19 protein-coding genes and 1 pseudogene are annotated in these 23,861 nt (G+C 68.1%); 8 read left to right on the top strand and 12 right to left on the bottom strand.

Annotated elements, in window-relative coordinates:
- Window positions 1-168 precede the first annotated feature (168 nt).
- On the top strand, window positions 169-918 hold the full coding sequence (locus tag AC1RRR_RS01235) for a FadR/GntR family transcriptional regulator (protein WP_492809884.1): 750 nt from the start codon (window positions 169-171) through the stop codon (window positions 916-918).
- Between the two features lie 93 nt (window positions 919-1,011).
- Here the strand turns inward: AC1RRR_RS01235 and AC1RRR_RS01230 are convergent, their stop codons facing one another.
- The 4 genes from AC1RRR_RS01230 to AC1RRR_RS01215 all read right to left on the bottom strand — a co-directional run bounded on the left by AC1RRR_RS01230 (window position 1,012) and on the right by AC1RRR_RS01215 (window position 8,685).
- Entirely contained in the window at window positions 1,012-3,975 is a 2,964-nt protein-coding gene (locus AC1RRR_RS01230) for a TonB-dependent receptor (protein ID WP_492809883.1), read from the bottom strand.
- 867 nt (window positions 3,976-4,842) lie between these two features.
- Window positions 4,843-7,620 (bottom strand): hybrid sensor histidine kinase/response regulator, encoded by a 2,778-nt coding sequence (locus tag AC1RRR_RS01225; RefSeq protein WP_492809881.1) that lies wholly within the window; start codon window positions 7,618-7,620, stop codon window positions 4,843-4,845.
- 46 nt (window positions 7,621-7,666) lie between these two features.
- A complete protein-coding gene (locus AC1RRR_RS01220) occupies window positions 7,667-8,305 on the bottom strand; it encodes a chemotaxis protein CheC (protein WP_492809879.1) in 639 nt (212 codons plus the stop codon).
- Window positions 8,302-8,685 carry a response regulator transcription factor gene (locus AC1RRR_RS01215; protein WP_492809877.1) on the bottom strand — a complete coding sequence of 128 codons (384 nt, stop codon included), beginning with the start codon at window positions 8,683-8,685 and terminating at the stop codon, window positions 8,302-8,304. The genes AC1RRR_RS01220 and AC1RRR_RS01215 overlap by 4 nt, the downstream gene beginning before the upstream one ends.
- On the opposite strand from AC1RRR_RS01215, the gene AC1RRR_RS01210 reads away from it, so the two are divergent.
- A complete protein-coding gene (locus tag AC1RRR_RS01210) occupies window positions 8,684-8,902 on the top strand; it encodes a hypothetical protein (protein ID WP_492809876.1) in 219 nt (72 codons plus the stop codon). The two genes, AC1RRR_RS01215 and AC1RRR_RS01210, sit on opposite strands and share 2 nt — an antisense overlap.
- Window positions 8,903-8,979: 77 nt before the next feature.
- Here the strand turns inward: AC1RRR_RS01210 and AC1RRR_RS01205 are convergent, their stop codons facing one another.
- The 7 genes from AC1RRR_RS01205 to AC1RRR_RS01175 all read right to left on the bottom strand — a co-directional run bounded on the left by AC1RRR_RS01205 (window position 8,980) and on the right by AC1RRR_RS01175 (window position 17,500).
- Window positions 8,980-10,869, bottom strand: a complete 1,890-nt coding sequence (locus AC1RRR_RS01205) for a chemotaxis protein CheA (RefSeq protein WP_492809875.1) — start codon at window positions 10,867-10,869, stop codon at window positions 8,980-8,982.
- Window positions 10,866-11,699, bottom strand: coding sequence for a CheR family methyltransferase (locus AC1RRR_RS01200; RefSeq protein WP_492809874.1), 834 nt, complete (start codon window positions 11,697-11,699; stop codon window positions 10,866-10,868). The genes AC1RRR_RS01205 and AC1RRR_RS01200 overlap by 4 nt, the downstream gene beginning before the upstream one ends.
- The gene (gene cheB / locus AC1RRR_RS01195) at window positions 11,696-12,784 is read right to left on the bottom strand and encodes a chemotaxis-specific protein-glutamate methyltransferase CheB (RefSeq protein ID WP_492809872.1); all 1,089 of its coding nucleotides are present in this window, start codon (window positions 12,782-12,784) and stop codon (window positions 11,696-11,698) included. The genes AC1RRR_RS01200 and cheB overlap by 4 nt, the downstream gene beginning before the upstream one ends.
- The gene (locus AC1RRR_RS01190; protein WP_492809870.1) at window positions 12,781-14,208 is read right to left on the bottom strand and encodes a chemotaxis protein CheW; all 1,428 of its coding nucleotides are present in this window, start codon (window positions 14,206-14,208) and stop codon (window positions 12,781-12,783) included. The genes cheB and AC1RRR_RS01190 overlap by 4 nt, the downstream gene beginning before the upstream one ends.
- On the bottom strand, window positions 14,205-16,130 hold the full coding sequence (locus tag AC1RRR_RS01185) for a methyl-accepting chemotaxis protein (RefSeq protein ID WP_492809868.1): 1,926 nt from the start codon (window positions 16,128-16,130) through the stop codon (window positions 14,205-14,207). The genes AC1RRR_RS01190 and AC1RRR_RS01185 overlap by 4 nt, the downstream gene beginning before the upstream one ends.
- A 114-nt stretch (window positions 16,131-16,244) precedes the next feature.
- On the bottom strand, window positions 16,245-16,685 hold the full coding sequence (locus AC1RRR_RS01180) for a hypothetical protein (RefSeq protein ID WP_492809866.1): 441 nt from the start codon (window positions 16,683-16,685) through the stop codon (window positions 16,245-16,247).
- Window positions 16,685-17,500: a TIGR02587 family membrane protein gene (locus AC1RRR_RS01175; RefSeq protein ID WP_492809864.1), complete on the bottom strand. Its 816-nt coding sequence runs from the start codon at window positions 17,498-17,500 to the stop codon at window positions 16,685-16,687. The genes AC1RRR_RS01180 and AC1RRR_RS01175 overlap by 1 nt, the downstream gene beginning before the upstream one ends.
- 117 nt (window positions 17,501-17,617) lie before the next feature.
- On the opposite strand from AC1RRR_RS01175, the gene AC1RRR_RS01170 reads away from it, so the two are divergent.
- Both AC1RRR_RS01170 and AC1RRR_RS01165 read left to right on the top strand, forming a co-directional pair.
- Window positions 17,618-18,340, top strand: coding sequence for a cytochrome c oxidase assembly protein (locus tag AC1RRR_RS01170; protein ID WP_492809862.1), 723 nt, complete (start codon window positions 17,618-17,620; stop codon window positions 18,338-18,340).
- On the top strand, window positions 18,337-19,047 hold the full coding sequence (locus AC1RRR_RS01165; protein ID WP_492809861.1) for a cytochrome b: 711 nt from the start codon (window positions 18,337-18,339) through the stop codon (window positions 19,045-19,047). Before AC1RRR_RS01170 ends, AC1RRR_RS01165 begins: the two co-directional genes overlap by 4 nt.
- A gap of 25 nt (window positions 19,048-19,072) precedes the next feature.
- On the opposite strand, the pseudogene AC1RRR_RS01160 reads toward AC1RRR_RS01165, so the two are convergent.
- Window positions 19,073-19,516, bottom strand: a pseudogene (locus AC1RRR_RS01160) (c-type cytochrome); the annotation flags it as partial.
- 230 nt (window positions 19,517-19,746) lie between these two features.
- Between AC1RRR_RS01160 and AC1RRR_RS01155 the strand changes: the two are divergent.
- The 4 genes from AC1RRR_RS01155 to AC1RRR_RS01140 are packed head-to-tail and all read left to right on the top strand — an operon-like array spanning window position 19,747 to window position 23,861.
- Window positions 19,747-20,094 (top strand): c-type cytochrome, encoded by a 348-nt coding sequence (locus tag AC1RRR_RS01155; RefSeq protein ID WP_492809859.1) that lies wholly within the window; start codon window positions 19,747-19,749, stop codon window positions 20,092-20,094.
- Entirely contained in the window at window positions 20,084-21,040 is a 957-nt protein-coding gene (gene coxB / locus AC1RRR_RS01150; protein ID WP_492809857.1) for a cytochrome c oxidase subunit II, read from the top strand. The genes AC1RRR_RS01155 and coxB overlap by 11 nt, the downstream gene beginning before the upstream one ends.
- Entirely contained in the window at window positions 21,037-23,565 is a 2,529-nt protein-coding gene (locus tag AC1RRR_RS01145) for a cbb3-type cytochrome c oxidase subunit I (RefSeq protein WP_492809855.1), read from the top strand. The genes coxB and AC1RRR_RS01145 overlap by 4 nt, the downstream gene beginning before the upstream one ends.
- Complete coding sequence (locus tag AC1RRR_RS01140; protein ID WP_492809853.1) at window positions 23,562-23,861, top strand: hypothetical protein; 300 nt, start codon at window positions 23,562-23,564, stop codon at window positions 23,859-23,861. Before AC1RRR_RS01145 ends, AC1RRR_RS01140 begins: the two co-directional genes overlap by 4 nt.

Below are 23,861 nucleotides of genomic sequence, written 5' to 3'. Positions count from 1 at the left end.
CTGACAAACATGCGCCCAACGGGGTCACGGAAACCCGACAATGCCCGACAGCGCCGCGCATGCTCAACGCCCCCACCCTGCCAGTCGCGGCAACCGCCCCGCCGAGACGCTTGCGAAGACCCGCCCGTAAGAGTGTATTGATCAGCCAAAGAGGTCCAAGAGTCGCCGATGTCCGAGCAACGCCTTTATCAGTCGGTCGCGAAACAGATCCGCGACGCGATCGAGGCCGGAGAATTCCCCGTCGGCGCCCGCCTGCCGGGCGAACGCGAACTGGCCGAACGCTTCAATGTCAGCCGCGTGACCATCCGCGAGGCCGAGATCTCGCTGGAGACCCTGGGCTGGATCTCGATCAAGACCGGCTCGGGCGTCTACGTGCTGTCGCGCGACCCCCACGTCGCCGGCCGCCTGCCCGACGTCACCGCCTTCGACCTGACCGCGGCCCGCGCCGTGTTCGAGGCCGAGGCCGCGGCCCTGGCGGCCGCCAATATCGACGACACGGCCCTGGCCGAGCTGGAGACCCTGATCGCCGCCATGTCGGATCCGTCCACCAGCGACGCTCAAGCCAGCGCGGCGGACCAGAAGTTCCACGAGGCGATCGCCCGCATCGCCGGCAACCCCGTGGTCGAATACTGCATCAAGCTGATCTGGCGCATGCGCAACGAGCTGCCCAAGGTCAAGCAGGTCTATCAGAGCGTCTGCCACCACGACTGGGACTCGCGGACCGCCGAGCACGCCGCCATTCTGTCGGCCCTGCGCGCGCGCGATCCTCAGGCCTCCCGCGCCGCCATGCGCGACCACTTCCACCGTCTGTTCGAGGCCATGCTGGCGGCCGAGGAGGCCGAGGCCCTGGCCGCCGTGCGCCGGCGGATGCAGCACGACCGCGACCGCTTCATGGCGACCCTGTCGGCCCAGGCCTAAAGCCCTTTCAACCCGCTGACAAAAGAGCCCCGCCGTGATCGCCACGGCGGGGCTTTCCAGTTGCGCAGGGGAAGCCGGTTCCTAGACCTTGGCCTAGAACTTGACGCTCAGGCCCACGACCACCCGACGATCGGTCAGGCCGTTGTAGCAAAGCAGCGCCTTGTCATTGATGCAGTACTCGTTGGCGTCTTCGCGGGTCAGGTTGACGCCCTCGACGCCCAGGGTGGCCCAGTCGTTGATGTCGTAGTTCACACTGGCGTTCAGCTGGCCGCGATCGCCGCTGATGCGCGGCACGTCGAAGGCCGAGGTGAAGGCCTCGGTGTTGATGAAGTGCGAGCGCCAGGTGTAGCGAGCCCGCGCGCTGAGGCCGCCGCGCTCGAAGTAGAGCGTGGCGTTGTAGGCGTACTTGGAGAGGTTCTCCAGCTCGACCCGGTCCTGCGGCAGGGTAGTGAAACCCAGGTCCCGCGTGGTGTTGCGCGTCAGGCCGATGGTGCGGTAGCTGGCCACGTTCCCACCGGTCTTCTGGTAGGTGAAGTTGCCAATCACGCCAAAGCCCGAGGCCCAGCCCAGCTTGTCCTCCCACTGCGACAGGTCGTACTGGACAGCCACCTCGACGCCAGTCTGGGTCGTCTCGCCGTCGACATTGAAGGTCGAGGTCAGCGGCACGCAGATGCCGGTCTGGCCCCGGGCCGGATTGTTGACGTTGATCACGGCGATCGGGTTGTAGATGCCGCCGCCTGGGCAGGACGGATCGCGGCTGCGGTTGACCACCCCGCCCACGGCGTTGTCGGGCGGGCTTTCGGTGACGCTGGCGAACAAGTTGTCGCGAACCTTGTGGAAGACGCCGACGCTGATCAGGCTGGATGGCGCGAAATAGTATTCGGCCGACAGGTCGAACGACAGGACCGTCTCCGGCTCGAGGGCCGGATTGCCCCGCGCGACGGCGGTGTTCTCGCTGGTCGCGAAGGTCACCGACGAGGACAGGGTGTTGAAGTCGGGCCGGCGGATGTCGCGCGCGATGCCGCCACGCAGGATGACGTCATCGGCCAGCTCGGCCACCAGGTTGAAGCGCGGCAGCCAGAACTTGTAGGACGTCTCGTTCTCGGAACGGGTCGAGACCCCGCCGGTCGCGATCGTGTTGCCGACCGACTTCAGTTTGGTGTCCACATAACGCACGCCGGCATTGCCGCGCACGCCCTTCCCAAACACCTCGGTGTCGAAATTGGCCTGGAAATAGGCGGTCTTGGTGTCCTCGGTGATCTCGAAGAAGGCGCTGGCCTGCGAGGTCGGCGCGCCGATCTGCGGGATGCTGGCGCCGTTAGCGGCGTTGCTGGCGGTGATCGCCTTGTTCAGCGCCGCCAAGGTCCCAACCGGATCCTTGAAGGCCTTGGCGCCGTCCAGGATCATGAAGTCGGGGAAGTACAGGCGTCGTCCGTCGGCGCCGTTGAAGTTGTTCGGGCCGGCGATCATCAGATCGGCGAACAGGTTGCCGCTCGGGCGATAGAACGACGAGGTCACGTTGGTGAAGTTGGTCGTGCCGGTGACGTTGTCGTTCAGCGCGCGGGTCTCGTTCCAGCGGACCCCGGCGTCGACCGACTTGATGAACGGCAGGATCTCACGCGTGTCGTAGGACACGTCGAAACGCACGGCCTTTTCCTTGTTCTCCCGCAGGCTGCGCGACTGGGCCACCTGCTGCAGGCGGTAGTTGGCCGGGTTGAGCAGGTCGGCCGCGGTCGGGGTGGTGGCCTGGCCCTGGGCGATGCCGAACTGCAGGGCGCCGCCCCGCAGGTCGAACTCGATCGGCACGCCGTTGGCCAGGGTCACCCCCGCCGTCGGGGCCGGCGACTTGGGGTTCACGAACTCGAGCGTCGTGTTGAAGCTGGGCAGCGTCGAGTCCGAGGTCGACAGCGCCGCCTGGGCCTTCACGGTCAGGCGATCGCCCTTCCACTCGCCGCCGAAGTCGAAGACGCGGCTCTTGGTCAAGCGTGAACCGGTGTCGCTGGTCGTGCGCAGATAGGGCGCGAGATTGCCGTTGGTGCGGGGCAGGATGAGGCCGGCCACCGCGGCCTTGACCGAGCCTAGGTCGATGTCGCCGTTCGGACCTTGGGCCTTGCCCAGATTGATTGTCTCGAACGCCGTGTTCTTGGTGTTGTCGACCACGCCGTTGTCGGAAACGGTCGAGATCTGGACCGTCGAGCTCTGCTCGGCGCGCTGCTGATTGTTCAGGGTCGCGTCGAAATAGAGCTTCAGGTTGTCGGTTGGTTTCCACTCCGCTGAACCGGCGAAGTTCTTGGTTTCATACTCGAAATTGTCCAGGTCCTGATTGAAGAACTGGATCCGCAGGAACGGAAACGCCTCGGCGCTAGCCCGGCCGGAGGTGGGCGTGACCACCGCGTCGCGGTCGACGCGCGGGCGGAAGGCGACGACGTCCTGCTCGGCGTAGCTGAAGCTGCCCACCAGGCCGAACTGGCCCAGCTTGGTGTCCCAGCGCTTGCCCACCGTGCCCGACAGCCTGGGCGTCCAGGTCTTGGACAGGTCGCTGTGCTCGGACTGGGCCCGGAATGCGAAGAGTGGTTTGGACAGGTCCAGCGGGCGGATAGTCCGCAGGTTGATCGTACCACCGACCGAGCCTTCGATCGTTTTGGCTTCGGAGACCTTGATCACCTCGACCGAGCTGATCATCGACGCGGCCAAGTCGTCGAAGCTGATGCCCGAGCGGCCTGAACCGGACCCGACGGTGGAGACGCCGTTGATCTCGACGCGGTTGGCGTCGGTGCCCCGGATCTGCACGCCCCGGCCAACGCCGGCCTCGCGGGTGATCTGGACGCCGGTGACGTTCTCCAACACCTCAGCCAGGTTCTGGTCGGGCAGCTTGCCGATATCCTCGGCCTTGATGACCTCCACCAGGTTGTCGGCGTTGCGCTTCTGGACCAGCGCGCTTTGCAGCGAGGCGCGGATGCCGCTGACCACGACCGCGTCGACCTCCGTGGGCGCGCCGGCCTGATCCTGGGGAGTGGCGGCCGGCGCGGTCTGAGCGAAAGCCGGCTCTGCGAGCATGATCGCGGTTCCCGCCAGAAGAGCGGACGCCAACCGCATGTTGGCGCTGGTCCGTGCCCCGCCGTTCAACGTCCGACGCATCATAGCCTCCCAATGTCCTTTTTTGTTGCCCGGACGCTGGATTGGCACAGCTACTCTGTCAACCTATTTTCACACCAATAATCAGTGAAAACGCGTCAAAATTGGTCAACCAATTTACGACGATCGTCCTTCTGGCCGGCACAGGATCGCGAACCTGCCAAAGCGCAAGACGCGAACGTCCAGACCGAGGCCAAGCGGCCAGCATCATGAAAACCGGCTGAGCTACGCCCGAAGCGGGAATTCCACTCGGCCCGGGAGTCGAACATCCAAGGCGTCGGGCGCACAAGGCCACTCAGCCTATCGCACGAAACTCACGATCTCAGCCTCAGAGACCTCAAGCACCCGCTTGTGGCTGCCCGATGCACCTCCGCGCACACCAAGAATGGAAAAGGAACGGAAAGGAATGGCAATTTCGTGTGCAATTTGTGCACGCGACACCCCGCAAGCTATTGAATTTTATAATGAATCGCTCCGATCCATCATGGGTGCAACAGAAAATTTTGCCATAAGCCTTTGATTTATTAAATAGATTTCTCAGAAACCGCGCCCATGGCGCACTGTGCCGACTGACCCGAGGTCCCGGGGGCGGCGACGCGGGCGGCCTCGACATGCCGAATTTTGACCCTGGCCGCACACGAACGACGGGTGTGTGCAGTCTGTCGACGAGGCTGGCTATTTCCGCCAGCGCGAGGGCGCTGCATGCCGCCTGGCATCGACGGGGCCACGCATATTCGGAATCTGCTGGGTCCCGCAGCACCCTGCTTGCCAACGCGCGGCTCGCGGCGGTTAGGCGGCGGGACCGTCCGCCCGCTCCAGGATTGCGCCGATCCTGCGGGCGAGGTTGTCGATGGCGAAGGGCTTGGTGATGATCTCCATGCCCTGCGCCAGGAACTCGGCCTGGTCGGCGGCCTGTTCGGCATAGCCGGTCATGAATAGGATCGGCAGGTTCGGTCGGCTTTCCCGAGCGATTTCGGCCAATTGACGGCCGTTCAGACCCGGCAGACCCACGTCGCTGATCATCAGGTCGATCGGACGCCGAGATTGCAGGATCGGCGTGGCGTCGCGCCCGCCCTCGGTCTCGATCGCCCGATAGCCGAGCTCTTCCAGCACCTGGATGACCAGCATGCGAACCGAAGGGTCGTCCTCGACAACCAGCACCGTCTCGCCCGCGCCGACATGCGTGGTTTCGTCGTGATCGGCTGTCGCCTCGGCGACGTCGCCGTGGTGGCGAGGCAGATAGAGGCGGATCGTCGTGCCAGCGCCTTCCCGACTTTCGATCTCGATATGGCCTCGCGATTGTTGGACGAAGCCGTAGATCATCGACAGGCCAAGGCCGGTGCCCTGCCCCAGCGGTTTGGTCGTGAAAAACGGATCGAACACCTTGCCCAGGACGTCGGGCGACATGCCCAGGCCCGTGTCTGAAACACCGAGCTCGACATAGTCGCCCGGCTCGGCGCGGTCGCTCTTGACCAATCGCTCGGCCGACAGCGCGACATTGCGAGCCGCGATCGTCAGGCGTCCACCGCGAGGCATGGCGTCGCGCGCGTTGATCGCCAGGTTGAGGATGGCGCTTTCCAGCTGGTTGTCGTCGGCGACGGCCGTCCAGACATCCTTGGCGACGGCGGTCTCGAGGCGAACCTGCTCGCCCAGCGTGCGCCGCAACAGGTCCTCCATGGAGCCGACCAGCGTCTCGACGTCCAAGGGGCGGCTGTCCAGCGACTGCCGACGCGAGAAGGCCAGCAGGCGATGGGTCAGCGCCGCGGCGCGCTGGCCCGACTGCATCGCCGCTTCCAGGAACCGATCAGCGTCGGCGACACGGCCCTCGCCTATGCGGCGACGGACCATGTCGATGCCGCCCAGTATGCCGGTCAGCATGTTGTTGAAGTCGTGGGCCAGACCACCGGTCAACTGACCCACGGCCTCCATCTTCTGGCTCTGGCGCAGTTGGTCTTCCAGGAGCTTGCGCTGGGTGATGTCGCGGCCGACGGCATAGACGACATCGCCTTCGGGCACGGCGGTCCAATTGATCCAGCGATAGCCGCCGTCCTTGGCCAGGACGCGGCAGTCGAAGTCCGCGACGGCCTCGCCCGCGAGCAGCCCCGCGGCCTGGTCGCGGGCGTGGGCCTTGTCGTCGGGATGGACCAAGCCGCCCATCGGCACGCCGACGAGGTCGGCCGCGTCATAGCCGAGCAGATCTTTCCAGGCCGGATTGACCGCGCGATAGACGCCCGCGCGATCACCGATGCTGAGCAGGTCACGCGACAGGTTCCAGATCCGGTCGCGCTCCTGTTGGCTGACCTCGATCCGCTCCTCAAGCGCCGCCGCCAAGGTCCGCAGGCGCGCCTCGGAACGTTTGGTGGCGGTGATGTCGTACAGAACGCCGATGAAGCTGACGCCGCCGGTCGGGGCCTGCTGGTACTCGCCGCGGCAGACCAGCCAGCGCTCTTCGCCAGTGTCGGCGCGGCGGATCCGAAACTCATGGAAGGCCGCGCCGATATCGCTCTCACGCTCGCGCCCGCTGATCAGCGGCGGGTCGTCGGGATGCATGACCGCATTGATCGTGCGGATCGGCAGGCTGTGCGCGGGCTGCAGGCCGAGCAGCCGGCAAAACTCGTCGGAGACCTCGGCCGTGCCAAAACCGCTCAGATATTCGAAACTGCCGACGCCGCCGGCGGTCTGGGCGATCCGTAGCCGCTCCTCGACGCGCTTCTGATCGGTGATGTCGGCCAGGACGCCCGAGAACCGCACCGGGTTCTCCTGCTCGTCTAGGAAGGTCCGCCCGCGCGCCGAAACCCAGCGCACTTCGCCGTCGATCACGACGCGGTAGTCGCGCGCGAAGACTTCCGCGCCGTTCAGGGCGCCTGCCACGGCGATCTTCAGGCGCATGCGGTCGGGCGCGAAGACGGTGGCGAAGAACACCGAGGTGGGCAGGCCTTGCGAGGCCGCGACGGGGTCCAGGCCATAGAGACTGGCGAAACGGGCGTCGGCGACCAACCGGCCGCTGGCGATGTCCCACTCCCAGGCGCCGGCCGCGCCGGCCACGGCCTGGGCCACCCGCAACCGCTCCTTGGCTTCGATCAGGCGCTGGCGCGTCAGGTTGAGTTCGCGGCCGAGGTCTTCGTTGCTGTACTCACCGCTGACGTCGGCCTGAGTGGCGATGCGGAAGGCCGCACGTCCCTCGGCGTCGGAGACGGTGGTGATGTTGAGGCGGTTCCAGAACTTGGAGCCGTCGCGGCGGGCGTTCAGCAGGTCGGCGTTGGCGACGCCGGACTGGGCCAGGGTGGCGGCGATCCGCGCCACCGTGTCGGCGTCGGTCTCGGCGGTCTGCAGGAAGCGGCAGTTGCGGCCGACGACCTCGGCGGCGTCGTAGCCGGTCAGGGCCTCAAAGGCGGCGTTGACGAAGACGATCGGGTCGTCCTTGCGGCGGGGGTCGCTGACGGCGACCGCCATGCCCGAGCCGACCAGCGCGTCGAACAGCGGGCCGGCCAGGGCGCGCAGGGCGTCCAGGTCCGCGGCCGCCCCCCGGTGTCCTCGGCGGATCGCTGGATCGACGATGTCGTTCATGACGCTGCTAGAACGCCAAGCTGGGCAATAGGTTCAGCGATGCCAATCAAGCGACATCGCCCGCAACGCGCTCGATGAAATCATGGATCAGGGATCGCAGGGCCTGCAGCGACGGCAGGTCCATCAGCATGGCGATATAGCCGCGGATGTCGCGGTCGTTGATCGCGAAGTTGATGTAGAGGAACAGCACCACGCCGCCATCGGCGTGTTTGGCCGAGAGGCTGAACAGCGCCGCGCCGTCGCCCCGCAGGACCTCCGGCAGCGACATCTGCAACGGCCGCTGCAGCATGTTGGCCATGGTCGCCAGGCAACTGTTGAGCACCACGTTGCCGGTCTCGGCCAGCGCCTCGTCTTCCATCTCCAAGGCTTCGCCCTGGGAGAGCGCGCCGCCGGTGACCGCGTGGACGAGGGCCAGGCTGTTGGTCTGAGGGAAGATCAGCAGGGCGCGCCCCGAGAACACGCCTTCGAAGTCCTGGCGCACGGCGACCAGTTCGCCCGCCTCGCGCTCACGGATCAGGGTGGCGGCGCTCTCGCGCGTCATGACTTCGACCGAAGGCACCGACAGCAATACCTGCTGGCCAACCATCTTGCGCAGGCTGCTGGCGGCACGGCTGACGCCGATATTGACCAGCTCGGTCAGCGCGTCGCGCTCCAGCTCTTCCAGGAAGATGGACTGAACCGTCATTGGCCGTTCGACCGCAGCCTTAGAGCCGCGCCGGAGATGAAACCGCGCATGCCGTCCTCGGTGACGGGCTTGGCGATGAAGGTGGCGTTGGCCTCGCGGGCCCGCGCGATGATTTCGTCCTGAACGTTGGCCGTGGCCACGGCGATCGGCATGTCGGCGAACCGGCCACGCAGTTCCTCGGCCAGCTCCAGGCCGTCGCGGCCGGGCATGTTGAAGTCCAGGACCACCAGATCGATTTTCTCGTTGTCGAACAGCGACAGCGCTTCATCGGCATTGCCGGCCTCAAGCCGGCGCCACTCGGGCTGCAGGGCCGCGATCGCCTTGCCGACCACGATGCGGGCCAGCTTGCTATCGTCGACGATTAGGACCGTCGTCCCCATGAAACCCTCCAACCTTGCCGCCTTCACCGGCGACGAACACAATAGTCTCGACCTAGTCGGCCTTCCGGATCAGCGCCGGAAGAACAAGGTCGCGCAAAAACGACTCGGCAGGCTCGCCGACGACGGGCGCATCGAATGCCAGCAATACCTGTACGACAGCGGCATGGAGGCTGTCACACCCCGATATGTCGACAATGACGCCTTGCGACGCCTGTAGCAGAGCTGCGAGGGTCTCTGCGTCTTCCACCCGACAATGGCCGCTCAAATAGACGACGTCGCCATCCCGCGAGGCCTTCATGCCAAAAGCTCCGTCAGGTTCAGGACCAACAGCACATCGCCGCCGGACGTCAGGGTCGATCCGACCACGCCCGCCGCGCCCGACAACAGGCCGCTCATCGGCCTGACGACCGCGTCGATCCGATCCACGACCGCGTCCACGGCCAAGCCGACGAGCTCGCCATCGACCCTGGCCACCACGACGCGATCGACGGCGCCGACGGAGCGGTCGGCTCCACCGACCGCCTGTTCCAGCCAGACCAGCGGCACGACCTGGTCACGCAGGACGAACGCATGGCCAGCCCGGACCGGCACGATCTGGTCAGGGGCCACACGCGTGACTTCGACAATGTCTTCCAGCAGCAGGCCGAACTGTTCCTGGCCGCCCGCCACCACAAGCAAACGCGCCAGCACCATGCGGATCGGCAAGACAAGACGGATCGTCGAGCCGCGCCCCAGTTGGCTGGCGACCTCGACGCGACCGCCCAACTTCGCGGTCGCCGACCGCACGGCGTCCATGCCCACCCCGCGCCCGGAGACGCTGCTGACGGTGTCGGCGGTCGAGAAGCCGGGCTGGAAGATCAGATCCACGAGATCGGCCTCACCAAGCTCGCGCGCCGCCGTCTCGTCGATCAGGCCGCGCGCCAGGGCTCGGGCGCGAATACGCGCTGGATCGACGCCGCCGCCGTCGTCGGCGACCGCGACGACGACCTGGTCACCGACCGCGCGGGCGGACAATCGCAGGACGGCCTGGACGGGCTTGCCGCTCTGCTGGCGAATGGCCGCGGTCTCGACGCCATGGTCGACCGCGTTGCGCACCACATGCAGCAACGGCTCGAACAGGCCATCGACGATGGCCTTGTCGACCTCGATCTCGCCGCCCTCGACCTCCAGCGACACCGTCTTGCCCAACTCGGCGGCGATCTCGCGCACGAGCCGCGGGAAACGGCCAAACAGCGGCGTCAGCGGCGTCAGGCGCGTGCGACCGACCGTGGCGTGCAGGGTCGAGATCAGTCGGTCCAGCTCGGCTTGACGCGCTCGCAACGCCGAACCCAAACCCTGCCCGCCTTGCAGTCGGTCGGCCTGGGCAGCCAGGTCGCCAAAGCCGCTCTTGGCGACCACCAGTTGGTCGGTGATATCGGCCAGTTGATCGATCCGGGCGGCGTCGATGCGCAGCGTGCGCCGCCCCGTGTCGGCCTCGATCGGCGCCGCCGGTTCGATGGGCGTCGGCGTCAGCTGGGTCAGGTCGACCTGATCGCGCACCAGCCGCAGAGACGCCTCGACCAGGCTCAAGTCCGCCGTGGACAGGGCCTCAATGATCAGGTTGCAGGCGAACGGATCATAGAGCGCCCGATCGTCGACCGGCTCGCGCAGACCCATGCGCAGGTCCGCCAAGCCCGGCACGCTCGAGATGATGGCGATCGGGTCGTCGCCCGCGAAATAGCAATCGGCGCGTGGCGTATAGCGGATGGCAATCCCCGCCTTGCCCGCGAAGGACGCTTGACCGGTGGCGACGGACCTGAGCGCGCTGTCCTTGGTTAATCCTAGCAAGGCCAGCAAGCGATCGGCGACGGCGTCCGCGTCGGCCGGCAGCGCGCCTGCCGCCTCCAGCGCGTCCAGCCAGCGCTCGACCTGATCTACGACCGCGACGAGGCTGGTGAAATCGGGCGCGGCTTGCGCGCCGCCGCGCAAGGCGCCTAGCCTGTCTTCGGCCACGTGCAGCACGCGCCCCAGCGCCTTCAGCCCCAGCAGGTCGGCGGACCCCTTCAGGGTGTGGACGGCGCGAAAGCAGCTGTCGAGCCGCGCGGCGTCCTGAGGCGCGCGTTGCAGGGCCGCCAGGTCGGCGCTGGCCTCCAGCGCCTGCTCACGGCCCTCGATCAAGAACTGGCCCAGGAGTTCGTCGATCACGTCGCGTCCTCCGGGCGCTGGAACACTACCGCGTCCTCAAATCGGCGGACGCGGAAACGCTCGTCGATCCTGCTCATGGACTCGGTGTGGCCCAGACACAGATAACCGCCCGGGGCCAATCGATCATAGAGATTTTGGGCGGCCGTCAGGCGCGAGGCCTCGTCGAAATAGATCAGGACGTTGCGGCAGAAGATCACGTCGAATGCACCCTGCTCACGCAGGCGCATGCCGTCGATCAGATTGGCGTGGGTAAAGGTCACGGACTCGCGCAGGTCGTCGATGATCTTGCGGCGATGGCGCTTGGCGGGCTCGAAATAGTCCTCCCGCACCGACGCCGGCAGCCGCGCCAGGGCGCGCTCGCCGTAGAGGCCCGCGTGCGCCGCCTCCAAGGCCTGGGTGTCGATGTCCGACCCGACGATCTCGATGTTGTAGGCGTCGACCATGCGCCAGTTTTCCAGCAACCACAGGGCGATGGAATAGGTCTCCTCGCCGGTCGAGCACGGCAGCGACCAGATCCGCACCTTGTCGCCGGGCCTGCGACGCGAGACGATGTCGGGCAGCAGGTCCCGGCCCAGGCAGGCCAGCTGGTGCTCCTCGCGATAGAAATAGGTCTCGTTGACGGTAAAGGCGTTGACCAGGGCTTGGCGCTCTTCGCTGTCGATCCGCAGCAGCGCCATGTAACTGGCGAAATCCACGCCAGCGTGCTCGAGACGGTCGTTCAGACGGCGCTCGATATAGTAGCGCTTGGTCTCGCCAAACCACATGCCGGTCTGGCGGTAGAGATAGTCGCGCAGCCGCTCCAGCTCTTCGTCGGTGAAGGCGACGCTCATCGCGGGACCATGGCGATCAGCCGGCTGGCGATGGTCTCCAGCGGCTCGACCGCATCGGCGCCGCCGGCTCGGACCAGCGCCCCCGGCATGCCCCAGACCACGGCCGTCTCCTCGGACTCCGCGATCGTCAGGCCGCCGGCCTGATGGAGCGCCGTCATGGCCTTGGCGCCGTCGTCGCCCATGCCGGTCATCAGCACGCCGATCAACCGCTCGGGCGCGATCTGGGCCATGGCGCTGGCGACCAGACGATCGACGCTGGGATGCCAGCGATACGCTTCGTCCGCGGGCGCCGGCAGGACCACCAGGCCCGCGACGCGCCGGCTGACCACCATGTCGGCGCCGCCGCGTGCGACATAGACAACGCCAGCCTCCAGGCGCGTGGGTCCCACCACCTCGCTAACCGTCAAGGCGCACAGCCCGTTCAGGCGCGAGGCCAAGGAGCCGGTAAAGGTCGCCGGCATGTGCTGGGCCACGAGGATCGGCCACGGAAAATCACCGGGTATGTCACTGAGCAGGGCTTCCAGCGCCGCTGGCCCGCCCGTCGAGGCGCCGACCACGACCACGCCTGGCAGTTCCACGCCATCCAGCGTGCTGGCCGGCTTGACGGCGCGAACCGGGCGAGCGGGCCTGACGGTGCCTTTGACCTCGCCGCGCCGCGCGCGCAGGCGCTCGACCAGGCGATGGGCCCGACCGACCCGGGCCGTCGCGGCGGCCTGGACCTTCTCCACCAGGATCGGCGCCAGCGCCTCGACGGCCAGGGACACCACGCCGTCCGGCTTGGGCACGAAATCGACCGCGCCCAACTCCAGGGCGGTGAGCGTCTCCTCGGCCCCGGCGGCGGTGCGTGCAGAGACCATCACCACCGGGCAGGGGCGCTGCACCATGATCTGGTCCAGGCAGTCCAGGCCGCTCATATTGGGCATCTGGACATCCAGGGTGACGACGTCTGGCTGGAACGTACCCAGCTTGGCCAGAGCTTCGACACCGTCGCGGGCGACCGCGATCTCAAAGCCGGCTTCGGAAAGGATCTCGCTCAGGACGCGCCGGATCAAGGCCGAGTCGTCGACGATCAGGACCTTGGTCACGAAGTGGATGACGCCTGGGTCAAATCACGCAGCAGGTCGGCCTCGGCCCGCGCGAGCAATGTTTTCGGATCGACCAGCAAGATGACTTCGCCCCCGCGCTCCACGGCGCGATCAAACAAACGGGATTGATCTCCCGACAGTTCCGGCGCGGTCAGCAGCTCCTCGGCGCCGATCTCCATGATCTCGCTGGCGCCGTCGACCGCAAAGCCGGCTTGAAGGCCATCGACCGTGACCACGACGACGCGGCCATTGGCCGCCGGCTCGCCTGGCGCGGAGAAGCGCATCCGCTGGTCGATCACCGGCAGGGTCTTGCCCCGCAGGTTCATGACCCCTCGCACATAGGCCGGCGCCTTGGGCAGCCGGGTGAGCTGGTCGGGCGCGCGCACGACTTCGTCGACCGCCGCGATCGGCAGGCCATAACGCTCTTGGCCCAGACGCAGAATGACGAAGCGCTCGCGGATCGCCGCCTGTCGAGTGTCGGCCATCTCGACCTCCTTGGAACCACTTGCGAGCACCAGCCACTGGCTCACGCGCTCGTCGGCCAACAGCCGAACCGGAGTCAGGATCGCCAGGACGCCCCGACCATCGGCCAGTCTCAGCACCGTATCGATACGCGCCTCGCCGCCCCCCCGATTGAACAGGCTTGGCGCCTTGCCAAGGCGCTCGGCCGAGGCGCGCACGATCGCATTGACCTCGTCGACGACCAGGCCGATCCGTTCGACGCCGAGACGCAAGACGATGAGACGTCCGTTCACGGTGTCACCGGCCAGGCCTAACAGGCCTCTCGCCGACAGCACGGGCAGGACCTGGCCGCGATAGTCGCAGACGCCCAGCAGCACCGCCTCGGTCCGTGGCAGTTCGGCGATGGCCTTCGGGACGGCCGCCACCTCGACGACGGCGTCCAACGGGAGACCATAGCCCTGACCCGAGAGGGTGAAACCGAGAAAGGCCAGCTCGCGCTCATCGACGCGTTGGATGGCCGGACGCGCCGCCTCGACGCTGGCGGTGGCGGTCCGACGTCGCCCTCGATCTAAAGCGAACTTGGCGTCCAGCGCCTCGTCCAGATCCAGCCAGGACGTTCCGTCGGCGCGCAAGAGACGCAGGCGGGTTTCGTCGATCTCCGCGCCCTCGGCCAAACCCAGGGCCTCGACGCCGTCGACGACCAAGCCGACCGGCGGATCGCGCCGAAGCACGACGATGCGATCGCCGTCCTCGCCGTCGAGCCCCAGCATCTGCCCGAGCGACACGACCGGCAGGACGGCCCCGCGCAGGTGCGCCACGCCCAGCAAGCCAGGCGGCGCGTTCGGCACGCGGGTCAGCCGAGGACGCTTGATCACCTCGGCCACGGCCTGGGCGGGCAACGACATCCGGGCGCCGGCGGCTCGAACGGTCAACCGTCGGCGAGCGCCGTGGTCGGCGTTCATGCCTGGGCCGCGCGCTGGAGCTCGCCGGCCAGCAGGGCCACCTCCTCGATGGCGGCGGCCAGCTCTTCGGCGGTTTGCGACTGCTGGCGGGCCGCCACGGCGGCCTGGCTGGCGGCGGCGCTGGCTTCCTCGGCGGCGACGGCGATCTGGCTGACGCCGGACGCGACCTGGGCGCAGGCCGCGAGGATGGCCTCGCCGCCCTGAGCGATCTCATTGGCGCCCACGCCCAGCGCCTCGGTTTCCTGCACGACGACGCTCAGCCGTTCCTCAATGGCCCGGTTGCGGTCGACTTCCACATCCGCGACGGCCAGGGTCTGGTCGACCTCACGACGGACCTTGCCGATCTGGACGGCGATCGCCGCGATCAGGTCCTTGACGGACTCGGCATTGCCCGAGGCGTCCCGCGCCAGGGTGCGGATGTCGCCGGACACGACGGCGAAGCCTCGGCCGGCCTCCCCCGCCCTGGCCGCCTCGACCGCGCCGCTGGTGGCCAGCATGGTGGTCTGCACGGCGATCAGCGCCAGCCCGTCGACCAGTTTGGCCGTCACGCCGCTTTCCAGCTCCAAGGCCTCGACCGCTTCCAGCACCGAGCGGTTTTCGGCCGCCGCGGCCTCGACGTTCTCGACCAGCGACAGGATCGTCTTGCGACTGTCCTCCAACAGGGCGCCCATCGCCTGGGCCCGGGTGGCGCTCTGGGCGCCGTTGGCGCTGGACAGCCGCGCGGCGCGTTCGATTTGCGTCGTCGCCGCGCTGGCTTGCTGCGTCGCCGCCGCCTGGATTTGCGCGCCCCGGCTGATCTGGTCGATAGCGACCAGGATCTCGTCGGCCGACCCTGAAAGTTCCTGGATCGCGGCCGACAGCTCCTCGGCCGCCGCCGCGGTCTCGGCTGCCGCCGCTGCTGCGCCATCGCCGCCGGTTCCGACCTCGATCAATTCGCTCAAGGATTCGGCCGCGGCCTGACTCTGATCGAGGGACTGGCCTTGTTGCTGGATCGAGCGTTGGGCCTCGGTCGCGGCGGCGGCCTGTTCCTCGGCCGCGCTGGAGATGCTCTCGGACCCGCGCCGAATCTCGGTCGTCGCCGACGCGGCCTCGACGGCCGCGATCAGGATCATCTGGCTGTCCTCGCTCAATCGCGCCATTTCGGCGCGGATCGTTTCCAGCGTGGACAGGATCTTGGCCGCAGAGGCCGCCTCGGCCTCGGCCCTCGTCGCGGCGTTGCGCAACCGCTCGCCGACATCACGCACCATGACGGTCATGCGATCGGCCGAGCCCTGGATATGCCCCGATCGCGTCTCGGCCGCCTCGGCCAGGGCCCGGACCTCGTCGGCCACCACCGCAAAGCCGCGCCCCTCATCCCCCGCCCGCGCAGCCTCGATGGCCGCGTTCAGCGCCAGGAGGTTGGTCTGGTCGGCGATGTCGGAAACGGCCAGCGTGATTTCGTTGATCCGCGCGGCGTACTGATCGAGCAGGTTGACCGCATCGACGGTCGTCATCTGGCGGCGGGCATTGGCCGCGACGGCCTTGATGGACGCGGCGACGGCGGCCCCGAACTCGGTCAGGACGCCCTGCAGGGCCTCGGCTCTTTGTCGGGCCGCTTCGGCGCGCTCGCGGCCGTGCCGGAATTGCTCGGCCATCGCCTGGGTGGCGGCGAGCGATTCATGCGCCGCGCCGGCCGCCTCCTCCGCGCCGCTGGAGATCTGGACCAGGGCCCGTCGCAGTTCCTCGACGGCGCTGGCCGCCTCGGCCAGACCGCTGCTAAGTTCCAGCACCGCCACGCCGATGCGGCCCTCCGCGCCGCCCCGATGGAGCCGGGCCCGGCGCGAGGGCGTACGTTTGACGACGGCGGGCTGCTCATCCGCCCCGGCCAGGGTTTCGCGCGTCTTCCCGCGACCAGTCAGCCTCGTCGTCTTCACAAGCGCCATCTGGTAAATCCTGGAACGCTCTTCAGCCCGCTCGAACGCCCGTCGCGATCAGCGCTGAAGAACGGCCATACAAGCATGGATATGTCGCACCGCTCAACGTCGCAATGGCGTGCGTCAGGAGGCGTCCGCGAACCCCTTGGCGCGCAGCTTGAGCGCTCCGCCGCGCGGATCCTGTTCAAAGATCAACCCGCCCTTGGCGCGCGAGCGTTCGGGAATGTAGTCGATCGTCACGCCGGCCGGCTCGCCCGAGGCGCTCATTCCCTCGATCTCGACCTGCGCCGCGGGCGTTCCGCCGTGATTGAAGGCCTCGATCTCGGCGACGTAGCCATGGGCGGTTTGGGTGACCTGCGTGAGGCGTACTTCAATGGCCGGCGGTCCCTTGACCCCGAACATCGCATCCCAGGCGGTCAAGCCCATCGCCGTCCCTGCCAGCACGAGGCCGATCCCGGCGGCGACCCATTCCAGTGGTGGGATGTCATTGGCCGGCGCGCGCTTGGACGGCGTCTTGCGGGGCGTTGGCGGGGTGTCGCGGCGCGTGGCGCGGGTCCTGGCCATCAGACCACCAGCCGCGCGGTGGCCGCGCCGATCGCGGCGGGAAAGCCCAGGACGATGGTCATGGTGGCGATCTCGTGAAGGGCCACGCCATCGGTGCGCCCGAATGTCCAGAGCAGATAGAGGCTCATCAACAACGCCACGCCATAGCCGGGCGCGGTGAAGGCCACGAAGGTTCGCGCAAAACCACCAACCTCGCGCCGCCTGCTCTCTCCTGGAAAGCCCAACTGATAGACGAAGAGGTGCAGCAGCCCGACGGAGATCGCCATCAGGACGAGGGTCGCCCAGGGGCCCATCTGATAGGCGATCACGATCATCTCCTCGGTGGGGGCGACATTGAAGGCCAGGAAGGCTGCGCCGACCGCCATCAGGAACAGTTCACCCAAGGGTCCGGCGTCGGCTTTCTCACGCGCGCCGGGGCCGCGTTCGCCCAGTTGCTTGCCGGCCAGCAGAGCGCCGACCGCCGCCGGCACGGCGCACAGCGAGACCTTGCCCAAGGCGCTCTGCACGCGGCTTTCCTCAACGCTCAGCACGCCAAACAGGGCCAGCAGCGCCGCAGACAGCACAAAGCCGACACCAAAGGCCGCCAAGGCGTCGAGCACCTCGTCCTTCAGGCGGAAGGTCGGCTCAAAGCCGGCGTAGTAGGACAGGCCGATCAGCATCGGTACGGCCAGCACCAGAAACACGAGCAGTCGCCAGCGTTCGACCGCCATGCCCAGCGACCACATCTCCATGGTCATCAGCAGCGGGAACGAAAACAGCAACGCGCCGCCGAAGGCGCGGCTTAAGGCGCGGCCGTACGCAGCGTTGGCGTCCAAAGGCGTCTGGCTCCCTGCCGTTCGCCCTGCCAACGGTCAGGCTTGACCACCGGTTCCGGGAACGTCGCCGCCGCCCGAGGATTTGCAGACAGAGCGCTACCGGGGAGCCGCCGCCGCATGTCCATCGCCGATCGCCTCTGGTCGCCCTATTGCGGCGCGGGTCCCGTACCGGCCGAGCTGTGGTCGCGCTGGAACCTTGATCCCGTGGCGCTGGTGCTCCTGACGGCGTTGGGCGGGCTGCTGCTGGCGATGTCGGAGAACCGCAAGCTGGCCATCGCGGCCGTGCTGGTGCTGGTCGTCGCCTTCGTCTCGCCGCTGTGCGCGCTGAGCTCGGCGCTCTTTGCCGCGCGCACCGTCCATCACGTCCTGCTGGTCACGGTCGCCGCGCCGTTGATCGCCTGGGCCCTGCCCCGCCCTGCGCGACCACCGCACCTGGCGGCCTGGACCACCGCCTTCGTCGTGGCGTTCTGGGCCTGGCACGCGCCGGCCGCCTATGGCCGGGCGATGTCGAGCGACCTGACCTACGCCCTGATGCAGGCCAGTCTGCTGGTCACCGCCGCGAGCGCCTGGCGCGCCGTCCGCGCGGTCCGGCCGGCCGGCGCCGTGGCGGCCCTGTTGGCGACCACGGTGCTGATGGGTCTGCTGGGCGCGATCTTGACCTTCGCCCCGCGCGCCCTCTATGCGCCGCACGCCCTGACCACCGCCGCCTGGGGCCTCACGCCGCTGGAGGACCAGCAGATCGCGGGTCTGATCATGTGGATCCCAGCGGCGGGGGTCTACCTCGCGTCTGCCCTGTCGATCCTGGCTGGGGTGCTGCGCCCCCGTCTGGCGGCCGCATGATCGACCGGCTGATCGAGAACATCTTCGAATGGGCCGCCGGGCACGCCGACGAAGGCCGCTATTCGCCGGTGGCCATCGTCTTTCACTGGACAATGGCGGGCCTGGCCTTCTTCCAGCTGGGCTGGGGTTTCTGGATGGGCCGCGCGCCGGCCGGGGCGACGATGGCGTCCGCCTATGAGGTCCACTACGCGGTCGGGATCCTGATGCTGGTCCTGGCCCTGGGCCGGCTGGGCTGGCGATTGTTCGCGCCGGACACGATCAACGACGCCGACAAGCCGGGCTGGGAGAGCACGGCGGCCCACGTCACCCACTACGTCTTCTATACCTGCCTGCTGGGCCTGCCACTGAGCGGCTGGGCGATGGTCTCGGCCACGGCGCGCGAGACGGAGCTTACCCTGCTAGGGTTCATTCCTTGGCCGCTGATGCCGCTGGGCGAGCTCACCAATCCGACCCTCTGGGCGATCGAGGCGGCCGCCGAGTGGCTGCACTGGGGCTTCGTGGTCAGTCTGGTCGCGCTGATCCCAATTCACGCCGGGGCGGCGCTCAAGCGCCACCTCATCGATCGAGACGACGTCCTGCATGGGATGCTGCCGATCGTGCCGCAGCTTCCGCAGCGTCGGACGCGGTGGCGGCGTCGCTGGCTGGCCTTGGAGAAGCGGGTTGCCGCCGCGACCAGGCCGCTAGGGCGTCGACCTCGGCGGACGTGAGCTTGCGGGCGATGTCGCCCATCGCGCCGCGCGGGTCGTTGCGCCGCTTGGCCAGGCGCCAGCGCTCCAGCTGCTCGCGGGTATAGGCCTCAGGCTGACCGGCCAAAGCGGGGCCGCCGAACCCGACGCCCTGCGCCTGGTCGCCGTGACAGGCCGCGCAGGGCTGGAGGCCGCGCGATGGATCGCCTTGGCTCCAGAGCTCGGGCGGCGGCCCGCCCTCCCCGCCCGATCGCGTCGGCAGCGTGGCGTAGTAGGCGACCACCGCCCGGCGCGCGTCGTCATCCAGAGCCTTGGCGACCGGCGTCATCACGGGATCAGCGCGCAAGCCCGAGGCGTAGTCCTCCATCTGCTTCTGTAGGTATCCCGCCTCCAGGCCCGCCAGCCGGGGTGTGGAGACCCCATCGCCGGCGCCCTCCAGGCCGTGGCAGCTGAAGCAGGCCTTCTCGGCCCCGCCAGCCCCACCGCTCATGGCGATCGTACGGCCGGTGGCGCTGAGGGCCGCGTCGGTGCGGCTCTCGGTCCGGTCACAGGCGGTCAGGGCGAGGAGGATCAGGAGGCGGCGCACAGCGGCTTAACCAGCGGCGCTTGACCGGGTTCCGTCGGAACCTTGGCCGCAGCGGCGGGTTCAGCCTGCGGAGTAACTGTGGGGATGGCGTGACCAGCGGATCGAGAACGGCCAGTCCAAATGTGATCGGGGCGATGATCGGCTTGGCGAGCCTGGCGGCCTGCGCCGAGAAGCCGGCCGGTCGCGCCATCGCCGGCGCCGATCCGGACCGTGGCCACGCCTTGATCGAAAGCCACGGCTGCGGCGCCTGTCACCAGATCCCCGGCGTGGCCTGGCCACGCGGCCGGGTCGGAGGCTCCCTCGCGGGCTTCGCCGATCGCGCCCTGATCGCCGGCCGTCACCCCAACCAGCCAGATGTCCTGGTGCGCTGGCTGCGTGATCCGCCGGCCCTGTCGCCCGACACCGCCATGCCCGCCTCGGGCTTGACCGAGGCCCAAGCCCGCGACATCGCGGCCTATCTCCATACGTTCCATGACGAATAAGCCGCTGGCCGACGAGAGCTTCAAGGGCTGGCCGCCGCCGGTGCTGGATCCGGCCGGGCCGTTCGCCGCGCCGCTGAACACCCTGACCTGGGGCCTCCTGGCCATGGCCGCCCTGGTCATGGTCGTGGTGCTGGTCGCCCTGGCTATCGCCCTGTTCGCCCCTCGTGCGTGGCGCCAGCGCCTGGGCGGTGAGAAGCTGATCTGGATCGCGGGCCTGGGCTTTCCGGTCGTCGTGCTGAGCGTGCTGCTGGTCTGGGGCCTGTCGCTGACCAACAAGCTTTCGGAAAGCCCGCAGCCGGGCGACCTGCGCGTGCGGGTGACCGGCGAGATGTGGTGGTGGCGGGTGGCCTATCTGGACGCCGCCGGCCGCGAGGTCTTCCAGGACGCCAACGAGATTCATGTGCCGGTCGGTCGGACCATCGCCCTGGAGCTGGAGTCGACCGACGTGATCCACAGCTTCTGGGTCCCGCGGCTGGCCGGCAAGCTGGACATGATCCCCGGTCGCCGAAATGTCCTGCGGATCCAGGCCGATAGCCCGGGAACCTACAGCGGCCAGTGCGCTGAGTACTGCGGCGGGGCCCACGCCCTGATGGCCTTCGTCGTCGTGGCCCATGCCCCCGAGGACTACGCCCGCTGGCGCGCCCGCGCCGAGCAGCCCGTCCTGCCGCAACAGGCGTCCGGCGCGGCGGTGTTCGACAAGAGCGGCTGCGGCGCCTGCCATACGATCCGGGGGACCAGCGCCAACGGCGTCGCCGGACCGGACCTGACCCATGTCGGCTCGCGCCGCACCCTGGGCGCAGGCATCCTGCCCAACAACGCCGGGACCATGGGCGGCTGGATCGCCGACAGCCAGGCCATCAAGCCCGGCAACCGCATGCCGGCCTATCCGGTATTGAGCGGCCAGGACCTGCGGGCTGTCTCGGCCTATCTGGAGAGCCTGAAGTGACCGAGGGCTCGGAGACCGGCTTCGACCGATCGATCTACGACCGTTTCCCCACCAAGGGCCGTCGGCCCAAGGGCGAGGTCGAGCAGCTCAAGGAGATCTGGTGCGCCCCCAAGGGCTGGCAGTGGATCACCGCGATCAACAACAACTTCATCGGCGTCTACTATGTCGGCGCGGCCATGCTGTTCTTCGTGCTGGCGGGGGTCTTGGCGCTGTTGATGCGCACTCAGCTGGCCCTGCCGCTGCAGGGCGTGCTGGCGCAGGAAACCTACAACCAGATCTTCACTATGCACGGCACGGTGATGATGTTCCTGTTCGCCGTGCCGGCGGTCGAGGCGCTGGGCGTCCTGCTGCTTCCCCAGATGCTGGGCGCGCGCGACCTGCCCTTCCCGCGCCTGTCGGCCTACGCTTTCTGGGCCTATCTGATCGGCGGGCTGGCGTTCTTCTGCTCGCTGTTCTTCGGGCTGGCGCCGAACGGCGGCTGGTTCATGTACCCGCCGCTGACCTCGACGACCTATTCGCCGGGGATCAACGCCGACTTCTGGCTGCTGGGTATCGGCTTCATCGAGATCTCGGCCATCGCCGGCGCCATCGAGATCATCGTCGGGGTCTTGAAGACCCGCGCGCCGGGCATGGGCCTGGACAAGCTGCCGATCTTCGCCTGGGCCATGCTGGTCTTCGCCGGCATGATCATCATCGCCTTCCCGTCGGTGATCCTGGCCACCACCCTCCTGGAGCTGGAGCGGGCGCTGAACTGGCCGTTCTTCGACGCCACGCGCGGCGGCGATCCTATGCTGTGGCAGCACCTCTTCTGGTTCTTCGGCCACCCGGAGGTCTACATCATCTTCTTGCCGGCGGCGGGCGCGATGTCGACCATGATCCCGGCCGTGGCGCGCACGCCGTTGGTCGGCCACTGGATGGTGGTGCTGGCCTTCCTGGCTACGGGCTTCATCAGCTTCGGCGTCTGGGCCCACCATATGTTCACCACCGGTCTGCCGGGGACCTCCGTCGGCGTGTTCTCAGCGGCCTCAATGGCGGTCAGCTTGCCAGCCGGCGTGCAGGTCTTCGCCTGGATCGCCACGGTGGCCAGCGGCAAGATGAGGTTCAACACGCCGGGCCTGTTCGTGCTGGGCTCCCTGCTGATCTTCGTGATGGGCGGACTGACCGGGGTAATGGCGGCCATGGTGCCGTTCGACTGGCAGGCCCACGACACCTATTTCATCGTCGCCCATCTGCACTACGTGCTGATCGGCGGCATGGTCTTTCCGCTGTTCGCGGCGATCTACTACTGGACGCCGATGGTCTCCAGCCGGCCGCTTAGCGAGCGGCTGGGCCGCTGGACCTTCGGCCTGATGTTTACCGGCATGCACCTGGCCTTCCTGCCTATGCACCTGTCCGGCCTGATGGGCATGCCGAGGCGGGTGTGGACCTACGCGCCGGGTCGCGACCTGGAGATTCCGAACCTGATCTCGAGCGTCGGCGCCTTCATCTTCGCCGCTGGGGTGCTGATCTGGATCATCGACATGGTCCGCAACTTCCGCCCGTTCGGGAGCGACGCCGGCAATGTCTATGACGGCCCAGGGCTGGAGTGGCTGCCGGCCGAGCTCTATTCGGTCCGCAGCATCCCGGTGGTCAAATCGCTCTATCCACTGTGGGACCAGAAGAACCTCGCCCGCGATGTCGAGGCCGGCCGCTACTTCCTGCCCGGCGCCCCGACCGGCGGGCGCGAGACCCTGGTGACCAGCCCCGTCGAGGCCGAGCCCCAGCATCTGCTGCCGATGCCCAAACCGTCGGGCTGGCACGTCTGGGCGGCCGTGTTCACGGCGGGCTTCTTCCTGCTGCTGACCGTGCAAGCCTATGCCGCCAGCGTCGTCAGCGGCGTGCTGGCCACATATTGCGTGATCCGCTGGTGCTGGTTCCTCGACCATCCGCTCCCCCAGAAGGAAGTCGATGTCGGCGCAGGCCTGATGCTGAAGACCTACGCCAGCGGCCCCTCCAGCACCGGCTGGTGGGCCATGGTCATCACCCTGGTGGTGGCCGGCATGGTGCTGGCGATGAGCGTCTTTTCGTACGTCTTCCTGTGGAGCCGCGCGCAGGCGGCGTGGACCGCACCGGTCGGGATCGAGACCCTGACCGTCGCGGCGATGAACCTGGCGGCCATCCTCTGCGCCTGGCTGGCCAGCCGCGTCTTATCAAGACGCCCTCGCCTCACCGTCCTGCTGACCGTGGCCGCCGGCGGGCTGGTCGCTGGCGCGTGGGCCCAGGACCTGAAGACCTGGCAAGGCACAGGCCTATCCCCCGACCTCAGCGCCCAGGGCGCGATCGTCCACGCCATGCAGGCCTGGCAGGGCTTCTTTATCGCCGTCGGCGCGATCATGGCCGTCTACGTCGTACTGCGTTGGCTGTTTGGCTATGTCGGTCCCGACCGACCAGCGACCGTACAGCTGGTCGGCCTGTTCCACGCCTATGTGGCGGCTCAGGGCCTGGTCACCCTGGGCGTGCCGCGGCTGTTGGCGGCGGCGGCATGAGCGCCTGGCGCACCCTGTTGGCGGGTCTCGTGGTATGGCTGACCCACTTCGCGATCGTCTACGCCTTGCCCAGCCTGGAGGCGATCGGCGCGGCCTCGCCAACGAGCCTGATGGTCGTCCACGGCCTGGCGACCCTGGCCTGTCTCATGGCAGTGGGTTTCCTAGGGCTCGCGGCGTACCGGAAGTCGCGTGTGGCGGAGGCCGGCAGCGCCTTCCGCCACCACATCGCCGCCCTGGGCGCGGCCATGGCCGGCGTCGCGATCGTCTGGCAATCGGCGCCGGCCTGGCTGAGCTAG

Source organism: Caulobacter sp. GW821-FHT12D05, from assembly GCF_058807295.1.
This window is presented reverse-complemented; position numbering and strand designations above follow the sequence as displayed.

Bases quoted from the DNA above. Each gene is read 5' to 3' on its own strand.
- AC1RRR_RS01185 (WP_492809868.1), bottom strand. From the start codon at position 16,130: ATGGCGCTTGTGAAGACGACGAGGCTGACTGGTCGCGGGAAGACGCGC.
- AC1RRR_RS01235 (WP_492809884.1), top strand. From the start codon at position 169: ATGTCCGAGCAACGCCTTTATCAGTCGGTCGCGAAACAGATCCGCGAC.
- AC1RRR_RS01225 (WP_492809881.1), bottom strand. From the start codon at position 7,620: ATGAACGACATCGTCGATCCAGCGATCCGCCGAGGACACCGGGGGGCG.
- AC1RRR_RS01180 (WP_492809866.1), bottom strand. From the start codon at position 16,685: ATGGCCAGGACCCGCGCCACGCGCCGCGACACCCCGCCAACGCCCCGC.
- AC1RRR_RS01200 (WP_492809874.1), bottom strand. From the start codon at position 11,699: ATGAGCGTCGCCTTCACCGACGAAGAGCTGGAGCGGCTGCGCGACTAT.
- AC1RRR_RS01165 (WP_492809861.1), top strand. From the start codon at position 18,337: ATGATCGACCGGCTGATCGAGAACATCTTCGAATGGGCCGCCGGGCAC.
- AC1RRR_RS01170 (WP_492809862.1), top strand. From the start codon at position 17,618: ATGTCCATCGCCGATCGCCTCTGGTCGCCCTATTGCGGCGCGGGTCCC.
- AC1RRR_RS01190 (WP_492809870.1), bottom strand. From the start codon at position 14,208: ATGAACGCCGACCACGGCGCTCGCCGACGGTTGACCGTTCGAGCCGCC.
- AC1RRR_RS01215 (WP_492809877.1), bottom strand. From the start codon at position 8,685: ATGGGGACGACGGTCCTAATCGTCGACGATAGCAAGCTGGCCCGCATC.
- AC1RRR_RS01140 (WP_492809853.1), top strand. From the start codon at position 23,562: ATGAGCGCCTGGCGCACCCTGTTGGCGGGTCTCGTGGTATGGCTGACC.
- AC1RRR_RS01230 (WP_492809883.1), bottom strand. From the start codon at position 3,975: ATGCTCGCAGAGCCGGCTTTCGCTCAGACCGCGCCGGCCGCCACTCCC.
- AC1RRR_RS01155 (WP_492809859.1), top strand. From the start codon at position 19,747: ATGATCGGCTTGGCGAGCCTGGCGGCCTGCGCCGAGAAGCCGGCCGGT.
- AC1RRR_RS01220 (WP_492809879.1), bottom strand. From the start codon at position 8,305: ATGACGGTTCAGTCCATCTTCCTGGAAGAGCTGGAGCGCGACGCGCTG.
- coxB (WP_492809857.1), top strand. From the start codon at position 20,084: ATGACGAATAAGCCGCTGGCCGACGAGAGCTTCAAGGGCTGGCCGCCG.
- AC1RRR_RS01210 (WP_492809876.1), top strand. From the start codon at position 8,684: ATGAAACCCTCCAACCTTGCCGCCTTCACCGGCGACGAACACAATAGT.